At 59.4% G+C, this 4064-nt stretch carries 4 protein-coding genes; all 4 read left to right on the top strand.

Features of this window, described 5'->3' with window-relative positions:
- The first annotated feature begins 257 nt into the window (after positions 1-257).
- On the top strand, positions 258-926 hold the full coding sequence (locus APY03_RS15020; RefSeq protein WP_068678000.1) for a GntR family transcriptional regulator: 669 nt from the start codon (positions 258-260) through the stop codon (positions 924-926).
- Positions 923-1972 (top strand): TauD/TfdA family dioxygenase, encoded by a 1050-nt coding sequence (locus APY03_RS15015; protein ID WP_162487258.1) that lies wholly within the window; start codon positions 923-925, stop codon positions 1970-1972. Before APY03_RS15020 ends, APY03_RS15015 begins: the two co-directional genes overlap by 4 nt.
- Before the next feature lie 31 nt (positions 1973-2003).
- Complete coding sequence (locus APY03_RS15010) at positions 2004-2999, top strand: Bug family tripartite tricarboxylate transporter substrate binding protein (RefSeq protein ID WP_068677998.1); 996 nt, start codon at positions 2004-2006, stop codon at positions 2997-2999.
- A 73-nt stretch (positions 3000-3072) separates the two neighbouring features.
- On the top strand, positions 3073-4064 hold a 992-nt coding region (locus APY03_RS15005; protein ID WP_068677997.1), incomplete at its 3' end, for a TauD/TfdA family dioxygenase.

Raw genomic sequence — 4064 nt, 5'->3', positions numbered from 1 at the left:
ATCACAAAGGTCGGTAGCCTACCCGAAGCCAAAATTTGCAGCAGAGCCAGGTCGACAACGGCGGCAATATCGCGCTGAATGCGGCGGACGCCCCGCCTTCGATCGGGATCGAACCGCAGCCTGCGAAGGCCAAGCTCTCCAAGAATCGCGGGTTTTGCCTAATGTCGACATTCTGCATTTATCGTAAACTTTCCTGAATGTCGTCACGCCTATCTGATCCTCCCGAACAGGCCCTTAGCCAATCGCTGCATCGCACCATGCCTTTGCAGATTGCCGATGCTCTGGCCCACGACATCATCGAGGAGCGCTATGCTCCCGGTGCACGGCTGAATGAGAACCAGATCGCTGCTCAATGGGGTGTTAGCCGCTCCCCTCTAAGGGAAGCGTTGCGCATTCTCGAAAAACGAGGGCTGGTAGTGATCACTCCACAGCGCGGCGCGCGGGTGACAGCGCTTTCGATAGAAGAAGTCGAACAGTTGTTCGAGATTCGCGCCGTACTGGTCGGCTTGGCGGCCAAAGGAGCTGCCATTCGTGTCGAGGACAACGCAGCCCAGCGACTCGATGTGCTGCTCCTGCAGTTGGAAGAGTCTCTGCACGACGCGGAGCGATACGAACGGGCGAGCGCCACAACAACGATCGAGATCGCGGTCATGGGTCGAAGCCCGCCTCTCACGGAAATGATCGTCTCTTTCGCACATCGTATTGGCCGCTATGCGCGCCTCGGTCTCGCTACGCAGGACCGCCGCACGACATCGATCGCCCATTGGCGGTCGCTGGTCGAGGCGATCCAAGCCGGCGATGGCGAGCGTGCGGAAACGATCCACAGGCGCCTCGCGCTTGAAAACCGCGACGAAGCGGTCAAGGTGCTGCGGCGACGGATGAACAAACCCGAGATTACCCCTGACTGTCAATGGAACCGACCATGAATCCCAAGCCTTACCTGCATCCGAGCGCGTGGAAAAGTGAAGATGTCTCCCGCAACGAACGCTGGATCGTGACTCTGGATGCGCAGGATATCAACGAAATTGACGAGGCCCTGGCTGCGGTCAGATCGAGAAATCTGGAAATTCCTCACCTTTCGAAAACCGACTTCGTCGTGCCTAGCGTCGCGCACAAGATGCGGGAGATCCTCCGCCAACTCGAAGAGGGTCGTGGTTTCGCATTGATTCGTGGCCTGCCCATCGACCGTTATTCAAAGGCCGATGCCGCCCGCATCTACTGGGGTCTTGGTGCGCACCTGGGTCCGGCCTTCGCGCAGAACGCGCAGGGCGACATCCTGGGCCACGTGCGCGACCTCGGAGCCGACTGGAAGACAGAGATGAAGGCACGCGGCTACCAGACAAGACTGCACTTGCCTTTCCACAACGACTCCACCGACGTCGTGGGGCTGCTGTGCCTGCAGAAGGCCAAGTCCGGTGGCGCATCACGCATCGTGAGTTCTGCTTCCTTGCACAACGAGTTTGTCAGGAAGCGCCCCGACCTCTGGGAAGTCATGTGTCAACCGTTCTGCGTTGACCGCCGCGGAGAAGAAAGCCCGGGGCAGAAACCGTACTACGTCACGCCTTGCTTCAACTACCTCGATGAGCGGCTGTTTGTTCGCTACAACCGAACATTCATCGAATCCGCCCAGAGGTTTGCGGAAGTTGCAACATTGACTCCTGCCCAGGTGGAAGCGATGGACCTCATGGATGCCCTCTGCAACGATCCGGCGTACTACTTCGACATGAGTTTCGAGCCCGGCGACATGCAGTTCCTCAACAACTATGTCGTGCTGCATTCTCGTGGTGACTATGAAGATTGGCCCGAGCCCGAGCGAAAGCGGCACCTGTTGAGATTGTGGCTGCGCACGCCCGGCTTTAGTCGCCTGCCAGCGCCCTTCGCGGATCGCAACGCCGACATGACGGCCTGGCAGCAGCGACCCCGCCCCCCCGTCTTCGATGCCTCGGAAATTGCTGCCGAACTGGCGCACTAAGCTTCTGCAATCTCACTCGCCAAAGGCCTTCATGCTGCTCCAAAACTTGTGCTCGTCTTTGCGCGTATTCAGCCTGACCATTGCAGCTGCCCTGGCCCTAGCCATGCCAGTGATCGGCTGGACGCAGACAACCTACCCCAATCGGCCCATTACTCTAGTGATTCCGTTCGGACCGGGCGGCGAGACCGATATCTTTGCGCGCGCGTTGTCCAACGACCTTGGAGAAGTGCTCGGCCAGCCGATCGTCGTTGTGAACCGTGCCGGAGCGACCGGCGTGGTCGCGAGCGAGTTTGTTGCACGCAGCAACCCGGACGGCTACACCCTCATCTTCGGCACCGCGGCCACCCATGCGCTGAACATATCGACCTTCAAGAGTCTGCCGTACGACCCCCAGAAGGACTTCGAACCGATCGCGTTCGTGGGCTCGGTCCCGCTGGTCCTGTTTGCGAATCCATCGATGCCCGCAAACGCCCGCGACTTCATCGCGCGGTTGAAAGATAGCCCGGACAAGTACTTTTATGGCTCCGCTGGCATCAGCACAAGCTATCTTGGCATCGAACTGTTCAAGAACGTGGCCGGCGTATCTGCTGCGAATGTTCCCTACAAAGGCACCGGCGAAGCGGTCCAAGGCCTCGTCGGAGGTCAAGTCCAGTTTATGGGAGGGTCACTGGGGGCAGGTCAGGCCTTGGTGAACGCTGGCAAGCTCCGTGCGATCGCGGTCATGAGCAACAAAAGGCTGACCGCCGCGCCGGAAATTCCGACGTTGGCCGAAGCTGCCGCGTTGCCGCTCGAGGTGGGCACCTGGAACGTCGTGATGGCCCCGGCCAAAACGCCAAAACCTGTCGTTGACCGATTGAACGCGGCGCTCAACGAGGTGCTGCGACGGCCCGCGGTTGTGGACCGGCTCTCCCGGTCCGGAATCAGCGCGGTCGCAGATTCAACTCCTGCGAGCACGGCCCAGATGATCTCCAGCGAAATTGTGAAGTGGCGCACCGCATTCAAGTTGTCAGGCGTGCAGCCTGAGTAAGCCGCACAAACCGAACCATGACTTCGTTGCAATTCGTCGTCGAGCACACCCGATATTTATTAAGGAAACCGGAATGCATGCTTTAAAGGAAACCGACGTGGTTGGCAGTGAAGATCTGCCGATCTTCGAGAACGCGCAATCATGGCGTGGGCCGGAGCTGGTCCATCGCAACGACTGGATCCATGAGTTCTCGGCCGACGAGATCAGCGAGATCGACGCGGCGGTGTCGCATCTGGATGCAAAAGGTGTCGACATCCTGACGATCGATCGCTCGATGTTTTCGCTGCCGAGTTTGAGTGCTGTCCTGACCAGCGCAAAGCACGAAATCTTGCATGGAAGAGGCTTTCAGCTCTTTCGCGGCGTGCCCGTAGAGCGCTATACGCCAAGGCAATCTGCGATCGCGTACTGGGGCTTGGGCCAGCACCTCGGGGAGGCGCTATCACAGAACGGAAAGGGGCACGTGCTTGGACACGTGGCGAATCTCGGCTTGAACTATGCAGATCCCGAAGTGCGCGGCTATCAGACCAATGCGCGCCTGCCCTACCACTCGGACCTGGCCGACATGGTTGGCTTGCTGTGCTTGCGGGCTTCCAAATCGGGCGGATTGTCGTCGATTGTCAGTTCTACCACGTTGTGGAACGAGATGGTCCGTCGGCGCCCCGACCACGCGCGCACCTTGCTCGAACCGTTCTACTACACCCGCTGGGGGGAGATCCCGGAAGGGAAGCTGGCGTTCGAAGCCATACCCGTCTTCGCCCCCTGGCACGGGAGCATGATCGCCAACTATGTGCGCAGTGCCATCTTGAAAGCGCAATCATTGCCTGGCGTGCCGCCTCTCACGCTTCGACAAGTCGAGGCCATGGATTTTCTGGACAGCCTCTGTGTCGATCCGGAACTCCATCTCGACATGGCCTTCAAGCCCGGAGACGTTCAGCTGCTGTCCAACCATTTCATTCTGCATTCCCGCACCGCGTACGAGGACTGGGCCGAGGTCGAAAAACGCCGTCATCTCCTGAGGCTCTGGTTGGTGGCCAGCGACAATTATCTTGAGTGGTCGACGACAAC

The sequence above is a fragment of the Variovorax sp. WDL1 genome (genome assembly GCF_001541225.1).
In the GTDB taxonomy this organism is placed as follows: domain Bacteria; phylum Pseudomonadota; class Gammaproteobacteria; order Burkholderiales; family Burkholderiaceae_C; genus Variovorax.
This window is presented reverse-complemented; position numbering and strand designations above follow the sequence as displayed.